General features: G+C 74.1%; 15 protein-coding genes. 6 read left to right on the top strand and 9 right to left on the bottom strand.

Annotated features, from left to right (window positions below; genetic code table 11):
* Positions 1 to 73 precede the first annotated feature (73 nt).
* From BMY40_RS10980 to BMY40_RS10965, 4 genes are read right to left on the bottom strand one after another with little or no spacing between them, the layout of a single operon-like run.
* The gene (locus BMY40_RS10980; RefSeq protein ID WP_093658145.1) at positions 74 to 3,154 is read right to left on the bottom strand and encodes a non-ribosomal peptide synthetase; all 3,081 of its coding nucleotides are present in this window, start codon (positions 3,152 to 3,154) and stop codon (positions 74 to 76) included.
* 55 nt (positions 3,155 to 3,209) lie between these two features.
* The gene (locus BMY40_RS10975) at positions 3,210 to 4,322 is read right to left on the bottom strand and encodes an NAD(P)/FAD-dependent oxidoreductase (RefSeq protein ID WP_093658143.1); all 1,113 of its coding nucleotides are present in this window, start codon (positions 4,320 to 4,322) and stop codon (positions 3,210 to 3,212) included.
* The gene (locus BMY40_RS10970) at positions 4,319 to 5,905 is read right to left on the bottom strand and encodes an MFS transporter (RefSeq protein ID WP_093658141.1); all 1,587 of its coding nucleotides are present in this window, start codon (positions 5,903 to 5,905) and stop codon (positions 4,319 to 4,321) included. Before BMY40_RS10970 ends, BMY40_RS10975 begins: the two co-directional genes overlap by 4 nt.
* Positions 5,902 to 7,560, bottom strand: coding sequence for an AMP-binding protein (locus BMY40_RS10965; protein WP_177213958.1), 1,659 nt, complete (start codon positions 7,558 to 7,560; stop codon positions 5,902 to 5,904). Before BMY40_RS10965 ends, BMY40_RS10970 begins: the two co-directional genes overlap by 4 nt.
* Positions 7,561 to 7,841: 281 nt before the next feature.
* Between BMY40_RS10965 and BMY40_RS10960 the strand changes: the two genes are divergently transcribed.
* Together BMY40_RS10960 and BMY40_RS10955 are read left to right on the top strand one after the other, a co-directional pair.
* Positions 7,842 to 8,741: an ATP-grasp domain-containing protein gene (locus BMY40_RS10960; RefSeq protein ID WP_093658137.1), complete on the top strand. Its 900-nt coding sequence runs from the start codon at positions 7,842 to 7,844 to the stop codon at positions 8,739 to 8,741.
* Between the two features lie 76 nt (positions 8,742 to 8,817).
* Complete coding sequence (locus BMY40_RS10955; RefSeq protein ID WP_093658135.1) at positions 8,818 to 9,915, top strand: aldo/keto reductase; 1,098 nt, start codon at positions 8,818 to 8,820, stop codon at positions 9,913 to 9,915.
* Positions 9,916 to 9,925: 10 nt separating this feature from the next.
* Here the strand turns inward: BMY40_RS10955 and BMY40_RS10950 are convergent, their stop codons facing one another.
* From BMY40_RS10950 to BMY40_RS10940, 3 genes are all read right to left on the bottom strand, one after another.
* Positions 9,926 to 10,897 carry a GNAT family N-acetyltransferase gene (locus BMY40_RS10950; RefSeq protein ID WP_093658133.1) on the bottom strand — a complete coding sequence of 324 codons (972 nt, stop codon included), beginning with the start codon at positions 10,895 to 10,897 and terminating at the stop codon, positions 9,926 to 9,928.
* Between the two features lie 99 nt (positions 10,898 to 10,996).
* Positions 10,997 to 11,815, bottom strand: coding sequence for a DUF6202 family protein (locus BMY40_RS10945; RefSeq protein ID WP_093658131.1), 819 nt, complete (start codon positions 11,813 to 11,815; stop codon positions 10,997 to 10,999).
* Between the two features lie 139 nt (positions 11,816 to 11,954).
* Positions 11,955 to 13,115 carry a DUF6421 family protein gene (locus BMY40_RS10940; protein WP_245770003.1) on the bottom strand — a complete coding sequence of 387 codons (1,161 nt, stop codon included), beginning with the start codon at positions 13,113 to 13,115 and terminating at the stop codon, positions 11,955 to 11,957.
* Positions 13,116 to 13,588: 473 nt separating this feature from the next.
* Between BMY40_RS10940 and BMY40_RS10935 the strand changes: the two genes are divergently transcribed.
* Positions 13,589 to 14,449: an SCO6745 family protein gene (locus tag BMY40_RS10935; protein WP_093658127.1), complete on the top strand. Its 861-nt coding sequence runs from the start codon at positions 13,589 to 13,591 to the stop codon at positions 14,447 to 14,449.
* A gap of 74 nt (positions 14,450 to 14,523) precedes the next feature.
* Here BMY40_RS10935 and BMY40_RS10930 read toward each other — a convergent pair whose 3' ends face one another.
* Positions 14,524 to 15,645, bottom strand: coding sequence for a spore photoproduct lyase family protein (locus tag BMY40_RS10930; protein WP_245770030.1), 1,122 nt, complete (start codon positions 15,643 to 15,645; stop codon positions 14,524 to 14,526).
* A gap of 183 nt (positions 15,646 to 15,828) precedes the next feature.
* Between BMY40_RS10930 and BMY40_RS10925 the strand changes: the two genes are divergently transcribed.
* From BMY40_RS10925 to BMY40_RS10915, 3 genes are all read left to right on the top strand, one after another.
* Complete coding sequence (locus tag BMY40_RS10925; protein WP_245770002.1) at positions 15,829 to 16,839, top strand: magnesium and cobalt transport protein CorA; 1,011 nt, start codon at positions 15,829 to 15,831, stop codon at positions 16,837 to 16,839.
* Between the two features lie 112 nt (positions 16,840 to 16,951).
* Positions 16,952 to 17,158 carry a hypothetical protein gene (locus BMY40_RS10920; protein WP_093658125.1) on the top strand — a complete coding sequence of 69 codons (207 nt, stop codon included), beginning with the start codon at positions 16,952 to 16,954 and terminating at the stop codon, positions 17,156 to 17,158.
* A gap of 245 nt (positions 17,159 to 17,403) precedes the next feature.
* Entirely contained in the window at positions 17,404 to 17,826 is a 423-nt protein-coding gene (locus BMY40_RS10915) for a DUF3662 domain-containing protein (RefSeq protein ID WP_093658123.1), read from the top strand.
* A 4-nt stretch (positions 17,827 to 17,830) separates the two neighbouring features.
* On the opposite strand, the gene BMY40_RS29055 is transcribed toward BMY40_RS10915, so the two are convergent.
* The gene (locus tag BMY40_RS29055; protein ID WP_342745070.1) at positions 17,831 to 18,580 is read right to left on the bottom strand and encodes a hypothetical protein; all 750 of its coding nucleotides are present in this window, start codon (positions 18,578 to 18,580) and stop codon (positions 17,831 to 17,833) included.
* Between the last annotated feature and the right edge of the window lie 73 nt (positions 18,581 to 18,653).

Below are 18,653 nucleotides of genomic sequence, written 5' to 3'. Positions count from 1 at the left end.
TCCTTTCGGTTCGTTCTCTCGGAACTCTCGTTGTTTCGGTGTGTTTCGGTGTGTTCGGCGCCCGCCGCGCCGTTCAGGCGGTGAGCGTGGCGCGGTAGGCGGCGACCGCCGCCTCCAGCGGCCCCTCGCGCAGGCCGTGGCGGGCGTCGAGGGCGGCGCACGCGTCCCTGGTGAACAGGCCGGGATTGTCCGACAGCAGGCGCCGGAAGTCCGGTGTGCCGCCCGGCACGGCCGACGGCAGGGCCGTCAGCAGGGCGTGCAGCACGGCAGCGGCCGAGTCCCGGTCGTCGTCCGCCGCCTCCCGCAGCGCCGCCGCGAACTCCTCCGCCGGCACCGTGCGCAGGGCGCGCGCACCGCCCGGAGCGGCCAGGTCGAGCGCGGCGAAGTCCACGCCGCCGGGGCGGAAGACGTGGTAGACGCCGTGGCCCGGTGGCCCGGGCGGCGGCTCGGAGAGCGCGGCGACCAGCCGGGCGGCCGTCTCGTCCACGGGCGTGTAGTCGGAGACCATCGGCACACCGGGCCGCACGCCCAGCTGGAGGAAGGCGGACAGCAGCAGGTGGGTGAGCGCCGCGGGGTTGGGCACGCCGTTGTCGGCCGCCGGCATCACCTCGCCCAGCCGGTGCACCACCACCGGCGCGCCCAGCCGCCGCGCCGCGAGCACCATGCGCTCGGCCACCCACTTGGACCGGCTGTAGCCGCTGGCGGGCAGGGCCGCGTCGCGGGGGTCGAAGTCCTCGCCCACCGGCTCCGCCGCGCCGGCCGCGTGCCGGTCCAGGACGCCGAGGGTGGAGATGTGGTGCAGCGGCTTGGGCCGCCCCGACAGGGCGAAGCGCAGCACCTCGGCCGTGCCGCTGACATTGGCCGGGCGGTGGGAGCGGTAGTCCAGCAGGAAGTTGACCAGGCCTCCGATGTGCAGCACGGCGTCGCACCCGGTGGTCAGGGACTCCCACTCCGGGCGCGGCCAGCCGAAGCGGGGCCGTTCCAGGTCGCCGCGGCGGGCCTCGACGCGCGCGGCGACGTCCGCGTCCCACAGCCCCTGGGAGCGCAGGGTGCGCGCCAGCCGCTCCCGGGCGTGCGCGTCGTCGCGGGCGCGTACCAGGCACACCGCACGCGCCCCGGTGGACGTCACCAGCCGGTGCACGGTCCGGGCCCCGACGAAGCCGGTGGCCCCGGTGACCAGGACGGTGCGCGGCGGCACGGCCGGGACCGCACCCGCCGCCCGCCGCGCCAGGCGGGTCAGGTCCGCCGGGAGCCGGGCGTCGCGCTCCATCGACAGCGCCTCGTCCCCGCCGGGCGCCCCGTGCTCCCCGCCGCCGTGCGCGCCGGGTCTGCCCAGGGCCGCGGCGAGCCGCTCGGGCGTGCGGTGCTCGTAGAGGTCGGACAGGCTCAGGGAGGCGCCCACGGCCTCCCGGATCCGCAGTGTCGCGCTCATCGCGGACAGCGAGTCGCCGCCGCGCGCCAGGAAGTCGTCGCCGGTGCGGAAGTCGGGCAGGCCGAGCACCGAGCCCATCACGTGCGCGATGCGCTGGGCGGGGGTCCGCGCGCCCGCAGGGCCGCGCACGGCCGGTCTCGCCTCGGACTCCAGCTTGTCCTCCACGATCGCGCGCAGCGCGCGCAGGTCCACCTTGCCGTTGTCCGTCAGCGGCAGGGACTGGAGCACGAAGCAGTGGCGCGGCACCTGGATGCGGGGCAGCACGGACGCCAGGTGGGCGCGGAGCGCCGCCGGAGTGGTGCCCGGCTCGGCGGCCGCCGCGACCACCAGCCGGTTGCGCCCGGCCCGCCGCACCGTCATGGCCTTGGCCTGGACGACACCGCGGCAGCCCTCGGCGGCGGTCTCGATCTCGGCCGGCTCGATGCGGACGCCGTCCACCTTGGCCTGCCGGTCGCGCCGCCCGGCGAAGCGCAGCAGCCCCCGCTCGTCGTACCAGCCCAGATCACCGGTGCGGTACAGCCGCTCGCCGGGAACGGAGGGGAAGGGGTTGGGCACGAACGCCCGCTCGGTTCGCTCCGGATCGCCCAGGTATCCCGCCCCCACGCAGGCCCCGCCGACCAGGATCTCGCCGGTGGCGCCCGCGGGCAGGGGCCGCAGCGCGTCGTCGACGACGAGGGCGTGGCAGTTGTCGATGGGCCGCCCGAGCGGTATGTGGTCGCCCTCGTCGCCCCGGACGCGGTGGAAGACCATGCCGATGGCGGTCTCCGAGGGGCCGTACCCGTTGCTGATCTCCAGGCCGGGGACCATCTCCCGCAGCCGGTGGACGGCGTGCGGCACGATCTCCTCGCCGCCGACCACCAGGTGCCGCAGCGAGGAGACCCTGCGCACGGCCGCGGGGTCGGACTCCAGCAGGGCCACGAGCATGCCCAGGATCGCCGGGACGAAGTCGGTGACCGTGACCCGGTGGCGGTCGATGGCCTCCACCGTCCGCTCCAGGTCGAGGAACTCGCCCTGCTCGGGGACGACCGTGCGCCCGCCGGTGGTCAGCGGCCACAGCAGCTGCCAGATGGCGGAGTCGAAGGTGTGGCGGCTGTTCTGGAGCACCACCTCCCGCCCGGTGGCGCGGAAGTGGCGGGTCATGAAGCGGAACCGGTTGGCCAGCCCGCCGTGCAGGTTGAGGGCGCACTTGGGGGTGCCGGTCGTGCCGGAGGTGAACACCCCGTAGGCGACGTCGCCGGGGCCGGGGAGCGCGCCGGGGCGCTCGGTGCTCGGCGTGATCCCGGCGGCGCGCACCACCGTCGCGGACCGGCCGGCGCACACCGGCGGACCGGAGGTCAGGACGAGCGGCGGGTCCAGCGTCCGCAGCACCGAGCGCAGCCGCTCCTCCGGCCACACCGGGTCGCACAGCGCGAACGCCGCACCGGTCTTCATCAACGCCACCATGCACAAGGGGAGTTCGACGCTGTTGCCCACCACCACGGGCACCACCGCGCCGGGGCCCGCACCGGCCGCCGACAGCCGCGCGGCGAGCCCGTTGGCGAGCGCGTCGAACTCCGCGTACGTCAGGGTCCTCTCCTCCTGTGCCCCCCGCCAGACCAGGGCGGGGCGGTCGGGGGTCCGGTCGGTCTGTTCCTCGATGAGCGCGGTCACGGGCCGGTAGGGGCCGTGGTCGACGCTGCCGCCGGCGGAAAGCCGGAGGGTGTCCGACGCATCTGTCGACATATCTGTGCACTCCCTGCTGGTGACGGGATGGCGCGCTGGAGGGGAGCCGTGCGGGTCACGGACGGGGGGTCAGGTCCGGGACCAGGGGGGCGAGCGCGGGTGGCGGCCCGTCCCCCACGGCGAGGGCGGCGAGCAGGGCACCCGCCGCGGGAGCCGTCTGGATTCCGTATCCGCCCAGCCCGGCGAGCCAGTGGAAGCCGGGCACACCGGGGTCCGGGCCGATGACGGGCACGTCGTCGCCGGGCGAGGTCCGCAGCCCCGCCCAGGCGTGCCTGACGTGCCGGAGGCGGAGGGCGGCCACCGCCTCGAAACGGTGGACGGCGACGGCCACGTCGAGGTCGTCGGGCCGTACGTCGCCGGGCGGGACGGGGGCCGCGTCCACCGGGGACAGCAGAAGCCCGCCCGACTCCGGCTTCGCGTAGAAGGTGTCCGCCACGTCGCAGACCATCGGCCAGCGGGACGCGTCGAGACCCGGCGGCAGCTCGGCGACGGCGGCGGTGCGGCGGCGCGGGACCAGTCCCGCAGGTGCCGCGCCCGCCAGCCGGGCCACCTCGTCGGCCCAGGCCCCGGCGGCGTCGACCACGGCGGGGGCGGAGAACTCACCGGCCGGCGTGGCCGCGTACCAGCGGCCCCGCCGCCGTTCCAGGGAGCCGACCCGGGCCCCGGTCGCGACGGTTCCGCCCGCCGCGCGCAGACCGCGCAGGAAGCCCCGGTGGACGGCGTCCACGTCGATGTCGCACACCCCCGGGCGGTACAGGGCGCGGCCGAAGGACTCCGGGCGCAGCACCGGGCACAGCTCCAGGGCGCGGGACCGGTCGATCTCGACGGCCGGTTCGGGTGCGTCCGCCCCCGCCGCCAGGGCCTGTTCGAACAGACCCTCCCTCCCCGGGGTCTCCAGGGCCAGTACGCCGCGCGGACGCAGCGGTGCGGCGGCGGAGAAGCCCTCGGGAGGATCGGTGTAGAAGGCGCGGCCGGCCGAAGTCAGGGCCCGTACCACCGGGCCGCCGTAGTACTCGGAGAACACCGCGGCGGACCGCCCGGTCGAGTGCGCGCCCGGTACGCGCTCGGCCTCCAGCAGCGTCACCCGGCCGTGCCGGGCGAGGAACCAGCCGGCCGCGGCGCCGGCGATGCCGCCGCCGACCACCAGGAAGTCGTCCACACCGCTCACCCCTCGTCCGGCACGGCCGTGTTCGCGGCACCGGCCGTGCGCCCCGCCGTTCCGGTCCTCACGGCGCCCCCGGCGTCCGTGGCACTCCCGGCATCCGCGGCACCCCCGGCGCTCGCCGTGCCGGAGGCGGACTTCCCGGGCACGGCGACGGCCGCCGGCAGCAGCGACAGCGCGGTGACCGCGGCCGCCGCGAGGAAGCCGTGTGCGATCCCCGAGGACAGCGCCGCGTCCGCCGCCTCCGTCCCCGTGTGCCCGGCGGTTCCGGCCGCCGCCCACACGACGGCGCCGAGTACGGCCAGCCCCGTCGCGCCGCCGATCTGCCGGGCCATGGTGAGCAGCCCCGACGCCGCCCCCGAGTCCTCGTCGGCCACGTCCGCCAGGGCGGCCAGCGTCAGGGGGACGCCGGTGACGCCGAGCCCCGCGTAGACCAGCACGGTCGGCGCGAGCATCCCGGTGGCGTAGCCGCCGGACTCCCCGATGCGCGACAGCCACGCCATTCCGGCGGCGGCGGTCAGCAGACCGCAGCACACCAGCGCACGGGCCCCCACCAGGGCCACCAGACGCGGGCCGAACCTGGCCCCGGCCACCAGCAGACAGGTCAGCGGGAGGTAGACGACCGCGATCCGCAGGGCGCTGTACCCCCACACCCGGCTGAGGAAGAGGGTGAGGAAGAAGAAGACGCCGAACATGGCGGTGCTGGTCAGCGCCAGCACCGCGTAGACGCCCGCCCGCCGTCCGTCGGCGAACAGCCGCAGCGGGACCAGCGGCTGCGCCCCGCGCCGCTCGACCGCCACGAAGACCGCCAGCAGCACGGCCGCGGAGCCCAGCGCGACGAGCACCTCAGGCCGCGTCCAGCTGCCGTGCCCCGAGGAGCCGGAGGAGCCGGAGGAGCCGGAGACCAGTCCGTACACCAGCAGCAGCGCCGCCAGGGTGCCGGTGACGGCGCCGGAGGCGTCGAACACCCCGGAGCGCCGGGGCGTCCTGGGCAGCACCCGCCGGGTGACGGCCAGGAGCACCACCCCGATCGGCACGTTGACCAGCATCACCCAGCGCCAGGAGAGCCAGGCGGTGATCACGCCGCCGGCCAGCAGACCGAGGCCGCCGCCGGCCGTGGCCACCGCCGTGTACCAGCCGATCGCCCGGTCGCGCTCCGGCCCCTGCGGAAACGTCACGGCGATCAGCGACAGCGCGGCGGGCGAGGCCGCGGCGGCGCCCGCCCCCTGCGCCGCGCGGCACACCACCAGCAGCCACGGCTCGGAGGCGAACCCGCCCAGCAGCGAGGCGCAGGTGAACAGCGCCAGCCCGGCCGCGAACATCCGCCGCCGGCCCAGGATGTCCCCGGCCCGCCCGCCCAGCATCAGCAGGCCGCCGAAGGCGATGGAGTACGAGGCGACGACCCACTCCAGGCCCGCGCCGTCCAGCTCCAGAGAGCGCTGGATGCTCGGCAGCGCGACGTTGACGATGGTGGCGTCCAGCAGGAACATCAGCTGCGCCGCGGAGATCACCGCCAGCGCGACCGACCGCCGGCGCGGGGTCCGCCCGCGCGCCGGGGTGTCCGCCGCGGCCTGCGCCGCCGCCGTCATCGGCGCACGGCGCGTTCGTACTCGATCTCCAGACGGCGGCGCAGCGGATGGCGCAGGATCTTGCCCAGCGAGTTCCTGGGCAGCTCCCACACGAACTGCACCCGGTCCGGCCACAGGGCCCGGGCCACCTTCTCCTCGGACAGCAGCGCGTGCAGCGCCGCGAGGGTGGGCGGCTCCTCGCCCGGCACCACCACGGCGCACACCAGCTCCGCGCCGGGCACCTCCGGGTCCGGGTAGCCCACCAGGGCGACCTCCCTCACCAGGGGGTGCCGCACCAGCACGGACTCCACGTACAGCGTGGAGACCTTCATGCCGTTGGCCCGGGTGATCTGGTCGGCGCTACGGCCGGTGATGCGGATGCCGCCGCGCCCGTCGTCGCGGGCCAGGTCGCTGGTGTCGAACCAGCCCTCCTCGTCCAGGCAGGCCTCGTACACCTCGCGCTGGCCGAGGTAGCCCAGGCACTGGGAGGCGCCGCGCACCAGCAGCCGGCCGGTGTCGTCGCCGGGCTCGGCGTCGATGCGCACCTCCATCGACGGCTCGGGGCGCCCGTCGCTGTGCGCCGCCCAGCCCTCGGGGTCGTCGGCGCGGGTCACGGTGACCGCGCCGTTCTCCGTCATGCCCCACAGGGCGCGCACCGGGATGCCGAAGACCTCCCGCATCTCGGCGATCAGCCGGGGCGCGATCGGCGCCGAGCCGGAGACGACCTGCGCCACGCTGGAGGTGTCGCGCGGCTCCTTGCGCTGTGCCTCCAGCATCGACACCAGGAACGCCGGGGGGACGTACGCCCAGGTGACGCGGTGCGTGGCCATCAGGTCCAGCAGCAGCTCCATGTCGCGGCCCGCCTCCTGCATCACGCAGGTGGCGTGCAGCAGCAGCGGCATGTAGCAGGCGTAGGTCAGCCCGGCCATGTGGGTGGCGTAGTTGGGGATGGAGACGACGTCGTCGGCGGTGAGCCGGTGCGGCACGGAGACCGCGAGCACGGCCGCGTACAGGGTGTTCTGGCTGTGCACCACGCCCTTCATCCGGCCGGTGGTGCCCGAGGTGTACAGCAGCAGCGACGGGTCGTCGGGCCCCAGCCGGTCGGCCGCCTCGACGGTGCGGCGCTCCTCCCAGGGCGTGCGGACGAAGAACTCCTCGAAGTCGACCGCGCCGGTAGCGGCGGCGTCGCCGATGACCACCCGGTGCTTCAGGGAGCCGGGCGCGGCCTCGGCCAGACGGGCGCCGTAGTCGGTCCCGTCGATGCGGTCGGCGGTCACGCAGACCTTCGCCCCGCTGCGGGTGAGCACGTCCGACAGCTCCCGCACGTCCAGCGCGGGGATGACCGGGCAGCCGACGGCGCCGACGCGGTGGCACGCCAGGTACAGGGGGGTGAGCATCCAGCGGTTCGGCAGGTAGAGGGCGACCACGTCACCGCGCCCCACGCCGAGTTCGGCCAGGGCGGCGGCGAAGCGCTCGACCAGGCGCCGGAGTTCGGCGTAGTCGATGGTGCGCGAGCGATCCCGGCCCTCGTAGGCGATGATCGCGGGGTGCCCGCCCCTGAGGCGCGCGGCCTCGTCGAGGTCGTCGAGGAACGTCTCCTCGCGCCACCAGCCCGCGGCCCGGTACCCGGCGGCCTGTTCGGGTTTCGGCCTGACCAGCGTCTCCCAGTCGCCCACAAGCGGTCCCTCTCGTACTCGAGCACGAATCCGGCCGCCGAGCCTAGAGGACGGGGAGGGGGTCGCGGTACCCCCTCCGAATAACATCCTGTTCGGCGGCCGTGTAATCCACGTAAACGTGTCGCAAAAGCGACAGGAGCGGGCATGGCGGCCCATCGGGGAGCAACGGTCTTTCCCTGTGGTAGGGGATTTGATGCCTTGACAAATGAGAAGTGGCGGAGTCAGGCTGCGCCGTGCGTCCGACACTGTCTGTAGCGCACGAGAGCGCTTCTGGAGGCACCGTGAAAATTGGCCTGCTCGGGTGGGACTATTCCGGGATCGACCCCGACGGAACGAGTCTGGTGGAATACGGGCGGGAGCGCGGTCACGAGACCTCCTTCTTCACGCTCGAGGAGATCGCGTACCACCCCGGCCCCGAAGGGGTCGAACTCACGCTGAAGGGGGAGCCGGCCGGTTCGTTCGACGCGGTGATAAACCGTTCGAAGCTCTACGGGGACGACTGGCGAGACCGGGTCGAGCGGCTGGCCATGCTGAGCAACGTCCCAGGTCCGAGGGTCTTCGACCCGGTGGACGTATGGCTGACGGGCTACAGCAAGTTCCTCATGGCGCAGAAGCTCGCCGCCGCCGGGCTGCCCGTTCCGCCGATTCGCTCCGCGGTTTCGCTCGCGGATGTGGAGAAAGCCTTCGAGGAATGGGGCGACATCATCCTCAAGCCCTCCTACGGATATCGGGGGCAGGATGTCGAGCGAATCCACGATTTCGGTGCGCAGAAAGAGGTGGCAGAGGATCTGCTGACGCGTTTCTCCACCGTTCTGTGTCAGCCGTACTATCCGACCGAGGGCGGTGAGTACCGTATCAGCGTGGCAGGGGATGTCACGCCGATAAACATGCTCAAGCTCCCGCCCGTCGGCTCCTGGCGCTGCAAGACGCTGGAGGGCGCGAGTTTCGAGCGGATCGATGCGCCGGACGAACTGGTCGACCTGTCGATCCGTGCCACCCGGGCCCTGGGAATGACCCTCTCGGGACTGGACGTACTTCCCCATGAGGGCGGTTACATGATTCTCGAGGTCAATCCCGTTCCCGGTTTTCTGAGCGTCCTGGGCGCGGAACAGCACCGGCAGGTGCTGGCCGGCGTCTACGACTGGGTGGAGCGGAAGGTCCAGGAGGGCCCCTCCGCCTGACGGCGGACCGCCGAACCCCGCTCCGGCCGCCGCCGGCCGGAGCACCGGCCGTACGACACCGAGCACCGGGAGAGCCATGCGCTACACGACCTTCGGACGGAACACGGGGCTGCGGGTCTCGGAGTTCGCCCTGGGCACCGCCAACTTCGGCGCCGCCTACGGCAGCAACCCCGACGGCGCCGACCTGATGTGGAGCAGACGGGGCGACGGCGCCGAGCGGGAGGAGGCCCGCAGGATCTTCGAGCGATTCGCCGAGGCCGGCGGCACCCTGATCGACACCGCCGACTGCTACCACTTCGGCCAGGCCGAACGCCTGCTGGGCGAGTTCCTGGCCGCCGACCGCGACCACTTCGTCGTGGCCTCGAAGTACAGCGGCGGGGACTCCCGGAGTCCGGGGATCTCCGACACCGGCAACAGCCGCAAGAACATGATCCGCTCGGTCGAGGGCAGCCTGCGCCGCCTGAACACCGACCACATCGACCTGTACTGGGCGCACTTCCCCGACACCCTCACCCCCACCGAGGAGATCCTGGCCGCCGTCGACCACCTGGTGCGCAGCGGCAAGATCCTCTACGCCGGGCTGTCGAACTTCCCCGCCTGGCGCACCTCCCGCGCCGTCACCATCGCCGAACTGCGCGGCTGGTCGCCCGTCATCGGCATCCAGACCGAGTACAACCTGCTCAACCGCACCGCCGAGCGCGAACTGCTCCCCATGGCCGAGGGGCTCGGTCTCGGGGCGGCCCTGTGGTCGCCGCTGGGCGGCGGACTGCTGACCGGCAAGTACCGCCGCACCGAGGCCGGCTGGGTCAGCGACGAGAACCGCCGCCACCCCCGGAACAACACCGACCGGATCGCGGCCGTCGTCGACGCCGTACGGGAGGTGGCGGGCGAGGCGGGCACCGCGCCGGCCCGGATCGCGCTCGCCTGGCTGCGCGCCCGCGCCGCACGCTCCACCACCGCGCTCGTCCCCGTCATCGGCCCGCGCAGCACCGCCCAGCTCGAGGACTACCTCGCGGCGCTCGACATCGCGCTCACCGACGAGCAGACGCGCCGCCTGGACGAGGCGGGAGAGATACCGCTGGGCACGCCGCACGAGATCAACGCACTGGTGCGCCGGTCCGTGCTCGGCGGAGACCCGGACCGCATGGCCGCCCGCGCCGTCCCCGTGGCCTAGCGGCATCGGCTCAGGCACCGGTCCGCCTCCCGGAGCGGGGGGCGGACCGGGTCACCGCGGCCAGGAACGGCGCCCGGTACGGCGCGGTGGACACCGGGGAGTCGCTGATCAGGTGCGCCGCCAGCGGACGCTCCGGGTCCGCGCCGGGGCCGGAGTAGGCCAGGACGAGGGTGGGATCGCCCAGAGTGCGCAGGGAGAGCACCAGGTCCGCCTCGTCGTGGCCGTCCGGGTCGCCGAACTCCTGGGAGGGGACGGCTGTGAAGCCCATACCGGTCTTGAAGTGGAACAGGCCCGGCTGGGTGAGGTGGCCCAGCAGGTTCGGCTCGTTCCCCAGCGTCACCCGGGCGTAGCCCTTGGCCCGCGCTACCCGCATCGCGGAGAAGTACAGGGCGCGGGCCAGACTGTGCCTGCGCCACTCGGCGCTGACCGCGGAGAAGCGCACCACCGCGGCGTCCCTCTCGGGCAGCTCCAGCACCAGGCAGCCGCCGACCAGCTCGTCCCCGGCGTACGCGAAGACCCCGCAGAACTTCTGCGGTCCGCGCAGTACGGCGTCCCGGTACCCGAGGGCGAAGGGGACGCCGAAGCGCATCCGCGCCACACGCTCCTCGTACAGGGCGAGGAACGCCTCCAGGGTCCGCTCCGACACCGGTTCCTCGACCACCTCGCGCAGCCCGGCCGCCTCGGCCCGGCGCCTGGCGCGCCGCACGTCCTGTCGCGCCTTGGTGTCCAGCCGGGCCAGGAACTCCTCCTCGCCGGAGCCCAGTTCGGCCACCCAGGTGAGGGTGGCGGGCTTGCGCAGGAAGCCCCGGCCGGCCAGTTCGCCCCACAGCGCGGCGGGCGGGCGCTCCATCCTGACCACGTCCACGCCCGCGTCGGCATCCGCACCCGCGCCCCGCCCGGCCGCCGCGGTCCAGGGCTCGGCGGCCAGTTCGTGCGGCTCGATCAGGGCGAGCGACAGGCCGTATCTGTCCACGATCTCCATGCACCACTCCCCGGGCCGGACGGTTGGCTGCTGCCGGGCGCCGTGCCGGCCCTCCCGCCCGGGAGGGCCGGCACGGCGCGCTGTCCCTCGTCGTTCCGCTCAGGCCTCCCGGGCCAGGCGGTCCCCGAAGCACTCCAGCGCGCGGGACCAGTTGCCCGCGTACTCGGCGACCAGCTCCACGAACTCGGCCGCCCGAGTGTCGTCGTCGACCAGGCTCGTCATACCGGTCTCGTCGTCGCTGACCTGCTGGGCGTGGACGGTCTCCGCCTTGATGTGGGCGTCGATCCAGGCGAACTGGTCCTTCTCGGTGAAGATCCGCCCGCCGTCGGCCAGGACCTTCGCGTACATGCGGCGGAAGCCCACCGCGATGTCCAGGGCGATGGTCTCCACGACCCGCAGCTGCACCGCCGCGCCCAGCGGCGAGGCCGCCAGGCGGTCCATGTTCTCCAGCAGGTCCCGCACGGGGGCGGGGAGTTCGGCGGCGGCCCGCCGCTCCTCCTCGGAGACGTGCGGCAGCAGCGGGGCGATGACGGTGTCCTCCCACCACACGTAGTGGATGCCGGCCGGCCCGCGCGGCGCCACCGCCCGGAACTCCGGGGCGGCGTTGTCCAGGTCGTCGCCAATGACCTGGTACACCGTCTGGAAGGCGCCCAGGACCTCGCGGGAGGGGTTGCCGCCCGCGAAGGAGCGGGCCATCACCCCCAGCCCGGCCAGGGTGGTGAACATGAAGCCCTTGGTCATCGCGCGCCACCACTCGGCGACGGCGAGCCCGGCCTGGGGGCTGACGGCCTCGACGCTCCGCGCGGTGCCGAAGAAGCCGTTGTCCGCACGCCGCAGGCGCGCCTTGTCGATCTCCTCCTCGACCCGCTCGTCGAGCGTGCTGCGGTCGGCGGGCGAGAACTCCGGGGCAATGGTCACGAGATCACTCCAGGGGGTCCGACTGGTGGTGTACGGGTGGTGCGCTGAAGAGGGCGTTCGGACACGGACGGCGCGGAATCCCACCGCGGGGGCTCATGGCGGGGCCTGCCGTCGGACGCGGCCGGGCCGGGGGAGGGGCCTAGACGCCCAGCCGCTCCTTCACCTCGGCGAAGAACGGCACGTACCGGTAGTCCCGGGCCACCGGGTCGTAGTCGGTGTACCGGTTGGTGAACTCCAGCAGCCGCTTGCGGACGGCCTCCACCGGATCCCGGTGGATCCCGGCCTCGATGCGCTGGATCTCGCCGAGGAACTCGGCCAGGACCGTGGGGACCGCCGCACCGAGCTCGATCACGCCGTCCCTGACGCGGATGCCGCCGTGCTCGCCGAGGTAGCCGAAGAGGAGCTGGGACGCCACCGCGTCGTAGTTGGGGCGCGGGATGCCCTCCACGGCGTAGCGCAGCAGCCGTTCCGCCAGGATGTACTCGTAGGCGGTGTGCGCCTCCTCGCGCGGCAGCGCGCGGTCGTTCAGCAGGGCCAGCATGGCGGAGACGTCCACGCGCAGCTCCTCCAGGCCCGCCAGCGGCTTGTACTTCTTGGCCGGGAGGAACTCGGGGATGGGCATGTCGCCCTGCCGGTGGTGGTATTCGTGCAGCCGCACCCACCAGGACGAGGCCTGCCGGATCCGCTCGTCCGGCGCGCCCTGGATGCGCGGGAAGCTGCCCTCGGCCATCACCGCGTCGATCATCTTCCGCGTGATGCGGTTGTGCCGTTCGACGAACTTGTCGATGAAGTAGAAGATCAGGTCGTCCGGCCGCTGGAGGCCGTCGATGTGGTTCTCCGGGAAGAGCGCCACCACCACGCGCGAGGTGAAGCCCTGCGACCGCCCGGTGATGACGACCGGGGCCGTCGGGCTGGCGTAGCGCTGGGCCAGGTGGGGATCGGCGGGCAGCTCCTCGTAGGTGAGGTAGTCCAGCGACAGCTTCGGGAAGTAGGAGGCGTCGAAGAGCGAGAAGAGGTGGTTGTCGCGGCGGCCGTTGATGTGGCCCTTGACGGCGTCCAGCCGGTCGCCGGGGGTGAAGGAGCCGATGTCCTCCAGGAAGGCCCGCACCACGGGCCTGCGGGACAGTTCCGGGGACCCCTCGATCCGTTCGGCCAGGATCTTGAGCGTGTCCCTGTCGCGGAACGAGGAGCGGTCCGGCAGTTCCCGGCGGATCGCGTCCACTTCCGTGAACACCGCCTCCATCCCTTCGTCCGGAGCTCTCCCGCCGGTCTTCTCGTTCCTGCCGCTGTCGTGCCTCACACAGCCTCCCGGGCGCCGGCGGTCGAAGCCGGCACGAGTCGCTGATCGAACTCCCGCGGCGGACCGGTGGGGTCCGGCCGAGGGGATGGTCCGGCCGGCCGGGCGGTCGGGTGACGACGCCGGTCGACGCGCGTTGAAGCGGGGGACGCCCCGGCGTCCGCCGATTCCTCTTCCTCGCAGGTGTTCAGGTGTTCGGGTACGTGTTCGAGCCGGCGCCCGAGCAGGACGGGGCCGCGGTGGCCAACGGGAGCCGGTGGCCACGCAGGAGCGTAGCCACGATCATGTGACCTGACCAGACGTTCGATCACGCGAGTGCCGACGTTCTTCCGGAGGCGGGGCGCCCGGGGCGGGCAACCGTGACATCGCCTCAGGATCCCCGCGGGACAGGGCGGAACAGCGCATTCCGGCGATGGATGAACCAGCCCTGCCAGGGGAAGGGACAACCGGTGACCCGTCACAGGGGAGGGGAGGACGTGGACGACCCGTCAGGCGCCGCACGCGCACTGTGGACCCTGCTCGAACCGGTCCACGCGGTGACCTACTTCGCGCCGGAGGCCCGGGACGCCTTCGAGGACGCGGGGCTGCGAGGCTTCTGGCGCGGCTACTTCGCCGGACGTGCCGCGCCGCTGGGGGAGACCGGGCCGGAGCCGGTCACGGCCGCGTTCTTCGGCTTCGCCCCGGCCATGGTCGCCCGGGCCCTGCCCGGCCTCTGGGCGGTGGCGACGCCCGGGCGCGCCCTGGAGGCGCGCCGGGCCGGAGCCGGCGCGGCACTGCGGCGCCTGCTGGCCGGGCACGGCCGGCAGGCGGAGGAGGCCGCCGCCCTGCTGCTGCCCGTGGTCCGGGACCTGGACTGCGCCGGGCGGGTGCTGGCGGCCGCCAACCGGGCGTTGCCCGTTCCGGCGGACCCTCTGGAACGCCTGTGGCACGCGGCGACCGTACTGCGCGAGCACCGCGGCGACGGCCATGTCGCCGCCCTGGTCGCCGCGGGATTCGACGGCTGCGAGATCCTCGTCCTGCGGGCGGGCATCGACCTCCCCCGCGGCGAACTCCAGCCCTACCGGGGCTGGAGCGACGACGAGTGGCGGGCCGCCGGGCGCCGGCTGGCCGCTCGCGGCCTGCTGGATCCCGGCGGCAGGGCGACGCCGGAGGGACGGCTGGCCCACCGCGCCGTCGAGGAGGCGACCGACCGCGCCGCCGCGCGCCCCTGGCAGGGGCTGGACGCGGCGACGGGGGAGCGGCTGCGCCGGCTGCTCACCCCTGTGGCCCGCGCCGCCGCCGCGGCGCTGCGGTTCCCCAACCCGATGGGGCTGCCGGCGCCGGCAGGGCGGAAATGAGAGGCGCCGCCGACCCCGAAGCGCCTCGAAGCATCAAGAAGTACTCCGAAATACCCTGAAGCGCCCGAAAACGGTCAGAACGCGTAGCGCACGCGCAGCCAGGGCGCGTGCGCCGCGATCAGCTCGCGCAGGCGGTCCACGGCCGCCCCCTTGGCGCCGCTGCGGTAGCGGACGTTCCGGCTGCCGCCCTCCGAGACCTTGGTCTCCTGGAGTTCCGGCCGCCACAGCACCTCCTCGGCCCGCGGGTGCCAGCCCAGGTTCACCTCGTGCAGACCCCGGTTGTGGGTCAGCATGATCACCTCGGCCGCGGCCTGTGCCTTGACCGCCGGCGGCAGGACGTCGTCGAGCTCCCGCAGCAGACCGGCCCACGCCTCCTCCCAGCCCGGGCGTACGACGACCGGCGAGAGGTTGAAGTGCACCTCGTATCCCGCCTCCAGGAAGTCGCCCGCGGCGGAGATCCGCTCGGCGACCGGGCTGGTGCGGATGTCCAGCAGCCGCGAGTCCTCGGTCGGCATCAGGGAGAGGCGGATCCTGGTGCGGCCGCGCGGGTCGTACGCGAGCAGGTCCGGGTTGACGAACTTGGTCGCGAAGGAGGCCTTGGCCGTCGGCCACCGCCGGAAGGCGGCGACCAGGTCGGCTGTGCTGTCGCAGACCAGCGCGTCCACCGAGCAGTCGCCGTTCTCGCCGATGTCGTACACCCACGCGTCGGGGTCGCACTGGTTGGGGGCGGGTTTGCGGCCCTGGGCGGCGACGTGCCGGCCGAGCCGGTCGATGATCCGGTCGGTGTTGGTGAAGACCGTGATCGGGTTGGCGTAGCCCTTGCGGCGGGGGACGTAGCAGTACGCGCAGGCCATGGCGCAGCCGTTGGAGGGCCCCGGGGCGATCCAGTCGGCCGACCGGCCGTTGGGGCGCACGGTGAAGGTCTTGCGGACCCCCAGGACCAGCGTCTCGGTCTTCACCCGCACCCACCGGGCCGCGCTGCCCCGGTCGCCGTGCAGCCCGGGGATACGCCAGTGCGAGGGGACCTCGACCACCCGGGCGCGGGGGAAGCGGGCGATGATCTCCCGCCCCCGGGCCGACGCGGCGGCCTCCGGCTCCGCGTGGATCTCCCGTACGTCGAGCATACGGGCGGCCGCCGGGGAGTCCCGGAACGAGGCGGTGTCCGCCGAGAGGCGGTCCGTCTCCGGTGGCAGCAGGTCCTCCAGGGGGAACAGGCCGTCCGGCCGGCCGGGATGGTGCTGCACGGGGGGCTCCGGATGGTTCGCGGTGGCACGGATGACGCACCGCCGATCCTAGGGGAGGGCACCGACAACGGGCCGTCGCCCGGTACGCCCCGCGGCCGCCGGCGCTCCGGGACGGCCACGCATGGAACCGGCCCGGTGAAGCATCCGTACGGCATGGAGTGCGTGGTTTACCGGGAAGAGGACGGAACGGCCCGGCGGGTCGGCCGCGAGCGGCCCGAGGAGGCGGGGCGGACGGTGCTCAAGCACCTGCGGGAGCTGGGCGAGGGGGAGTTCGGCTGGGTGCGCCTGGACTCTCCCGCCGAGCGCGAGGTGGCCGACCTGACGGCCGGGCTGGGACTGCACCCGCTGGCGGTGGAGGACGCCGTCCACGCGCGCCAGCGTCCCAAGCGCGAGCGGTACGGCGACGTGCTGGCGGTGGCGCTGAGGACGCTGTGGTACGTCGAGGAGGACTCGGAGGTGGAGACGGGGGAGGTGATGGTCTTCCTCGGGCCCCGCTTCGTGATGACCGTCCGGCACGGGCCGGCCGACCCGGCCGCCGAGGCCGCCCGCCGGCTGGCCGCCGATCCGGCGACGCTGCGCTTCGGCCCGGTCTCGGTCCTGCACGCCGTCCTGGACGTGGTGGTGGACGCCTACAGCGACGCCGCGGGCAAGGTGCGCGCCGATCTGACCCGGCTGGAGCGCTGCGTCTTCTCCCCCTCCCGCGACGACCTCACCGAGGAGATCTACTCGCTCAAGCGGGAGGTCCTGGAGTTCCGCGACGCCGTCGGGCCCCTGGTCCCGGTGGTGCGGGAGTTCGCCGCCGGGCCGCGGTCGCAGTGGCCGCAGGGGGTGCTTCCGTACTTCCGCGACGTGGCCGACCACCTGCACCGCACCGACACCGAGGTCCGGTCCCTGGACGAGTTGCTCAACTCCGCGCTCGACGCCCATCTGGCCAGGGTGGGCACCTGGCAGAACGACGACATGCGCCGCATATCGGCATGGGCGGCGATCCTCGCGATCCCCACCATGGTCGCCGGCCTGTACGGCATGAACTTCGAGCACATGCCGGAACTGGGCTGGGAGTTCGGCTATCCGCTGGCCGTGGGCGTGATGGCCGCCGCCGCGGGACTGCTGTACCGGGCCTTCCGCCGCAACGGATGGCTGTGACGGCGGGCGGCGGATCACCCGAACACCCCGAAGGGGGCGTTTCGGGGGTTTCCGCCCGGTGAGGGAGGCAACGCGGAACAGAGGCAAGTCCTTCCCCCTCAAAGGAGTTCCCGTGGCTGTCACAGCCTTCGTCATACCCCCTCTGCTGCTGTGCGTGATGCTCGCCCTCGGGCGGTACGAGGAACGCATGCTGGGCGAGGCCGACCCGGAGCCCGCGGCCGAACCGGCCCGCGAACGCCATCTGCGGGCCGTACCGGACCTCCCGGCGCACAAGCCGGAGCGCTCCACCGCCCCGCGGGAGGACCGGCACGCAGCATGAGATCCGGCCACCGCAGGAGCGGAGCCCCGCCGGGCCCGCCCCGCGTCCCGGTACGAGCCGGCCGGCCCGACCGCCGGACGATCCGTGCCGGAACAAGGCCGCCGCTTCCCGCGAAGCGGCGGCCTTGTTCCGTGCCGCGGCCAGGGTTCCGGGCGAGCCGGACGCACGGGCACGAAGGTGCCTCCGGGAGGACCCCGGACGTTTGCGGGCGCATGCGACGATTCACCCCGGGCACGCGATCCGTCATGGGAACACTGAGCCGATGGGAACGCAAGGTCGAGAGCTGGGAGCACTCGCTGCTGGCGAGGATGCTCCGCAGGGAACCGGTCGAGATCCTCGACGCCCTGCGGAGCGAGTGCGACGCGCACACCGTCGTGTGCAGCCACAGCCGTGTGGTGGTCCCCAACGCCTACGAGGTCGAACTCTCCACCGCCGTGTACGAGAAGCTGGCGCGGCGCGGCGGGCAGATAGGCCAGCTGCTGGCGGACAGCCTGGCGCGCCACGGGGAGAAGAAGGGGTACGAGTGGGCCGGCCCGCTCACCGTCCGCGTCACCGTCTCCGACGACGTGCCCAACGGCCGCTACCGGGTGACCGGCAGCCCCACCCCCAACGTCCGCGCCGACGCGTTCACCGGCCACGGGGACCCGGTCACCGCCCCGGTGCGGTGACCGCTCACGGAGCGCCGGGTGTGACCAGCAGGAAGGGGGTACGGCGGGCCCCCCAGTACAGCAGCGCCTCCCAGCCGCACCCGGCCAGGTGCTCCGCGCACGTCCTCAGTTCCCGTTCGGCGCGCTCGCGGCCGGCGGAGGCGGCGGGGCCCCGCCACTCCACGCGGACCGCGCCCGGCTCGCCGGAGCCGAGGACGCGGTACCCCGCCCGGGTGCGGCGCCCGCCCTCGTCGACCGCCGACGGCGGTACGCCCGCGGCCTCCAGGGCCAGGGAGACCGCCCAGACCATCCGCGTCCGTTCCCAGGGCGCCGGGACGCCCGGACCGGGCCCGGCGGAACCGTCGGTGACGCGGCGTATCTCCAGCACACCGGCCCAGGCGCGGGCCACGGCGGCGGCGCGCCGCCCGGGGTCCTCCACTGCCGGCGGCCCGTCCCCGGTCGCCGCGGCGAACGCCCCGGAACCGGCCGGCCCGGCGGCTCCGGTCCGCCCGGCCCGATCGGGCGCCGGCTCCGGCTCCGGCACGCCGGGATCCGGCCCCCCGCGCGGCTCCTCGCGCAACCCCTCGCGCACCGCCCGCCCCGCCTCGGTCAGGTAGTACCTGCCCGCCCGGCCGTACGCCACCGCCAGGCCCCTGTCCCGCAGGGCGGCACCCGTCGCCGGACTCCCCGTCAGCTCTCCCGTCGCGGGATCGGACGTCATGACCGCCCGCCGCTGCGCGGGGGTGAGGGACTTCGCCGTCGCACGCCGTGACACCGCACCACCTCCTGGCCGACGGCTCCTCCCGCCCGGTGCGGGAGGAGCCGTACGGACCAGTATCCGGGCGGAC

The organism is Streptomyces radiopugnans, from assembly GCF_900110735.1.
GTDB lineage: Bacteria > Actinomycetota > Actinomycetes > Streptomycetales > Streptomycetaceae > Streptomyces > Streptomyces radiopugnans.
Note: the sequence above shows the minus strand (reverse complement) of the source record. Positions and strands in the feature narration are given on the sequence as shown.